The sequence below is a fragment of the Pseudoalteromonas sp. RWi3 genome (assembly GCF_054960735.1).
Genome location: NZ_JBHNYL010000040.1, coordinates 1 through 998, shown reverse-complemented (window position 1 = coordinate 998; position 998 = coordinate 1). Strand labels below are relative to the sequence as shown.

Below are 998 nucleotides of genomic sequence, written 5' to 3'. Positions count from 1 at the left end.
TGTCCCGTCCTGAAATAGGTTGACGGTTTTAATGAGAGACTTGGTGCGAAAGCGCCAGGTCTTTTTTATGCACTTGATTTGGTGTTTTCATTCCCAAACTCAAATGCGGTCGTATTTCATTGTATATGAATATTGACTCTTCAACGAGTCGTTTTAACTCTTGTATATTGCGACATGTATAGAGTAAAAATTCTTGTTTTAAGATTCCGTTAATCCGCTCCGCTAATGCGTTTTGATAACAATCATATCCATCTGTCATCGATGGCTTAATTCCCTCTTTTAATAACGCATTTTGATACACTTCAGAGCAATACTGTAGCCCTCGGTCTGAATGATGAATCGCATCACGTTTATATACGCGCTGTTTAATCGTCATCTCTAATGCTTTGACTACATCGGTTGCTTTCATTTCATCACTCAGCTCATAACCCATTATTTTTCGGCTATACGCATCAGTAACTAACGACAGGTAATGCACGCCTTGTGCTGACTTTACGTATGTAATGTCACTAACAAAGACTTCCTCGGCCGCAGTAGGCGTATGCTCTTTAAGTAAATTGGGGTGCTTGCGCATCCAATGGTTACTGTGTGTTGTTTTAGTGTAATTTTTCTTTGGTTTTACAAGAAAATCATGTTCTCTCAAATAATCAAAAAAACAATCACGGCCTAGTTTAATACCACGCTCTTGCAGCGCAGGCTTTATCATCAGATACAGCTTCTTCCCACCAATACGAGGCATGAATTGTCGCCAGTACATCACTAGCTCTTTGACTGGTTTCAATTCTTTATTCCGAGCATCTATTCTGCGTATAGCTTGATAATAACCTTGTCGTGTTATGCCATATGCACGGCATAACGGTGTCAGTTTTACTTGCTGTTTTTCTTTTGCACGCGTGATAGCTCGGATATGTACTTTTTTCGCAAGCCCGCTCCATACTCTTCATCCATGATATTAATCATTTCATCTTTAACTAAATCCTTTAGGCGCAAGTCTTCTA

General features: G+C 39.6%; 1 pseudogene. It reads right to left on the bottom strand.

The window, feature by feature from the left end:
• Window positions 1–28: 28 nt before the first annotated feature.
• A pseudogene (locus ACFI4Z_RS19040) lies at window positions 29–998 on the bottom strand (IS3 family transposase); the annotation flags it as partial.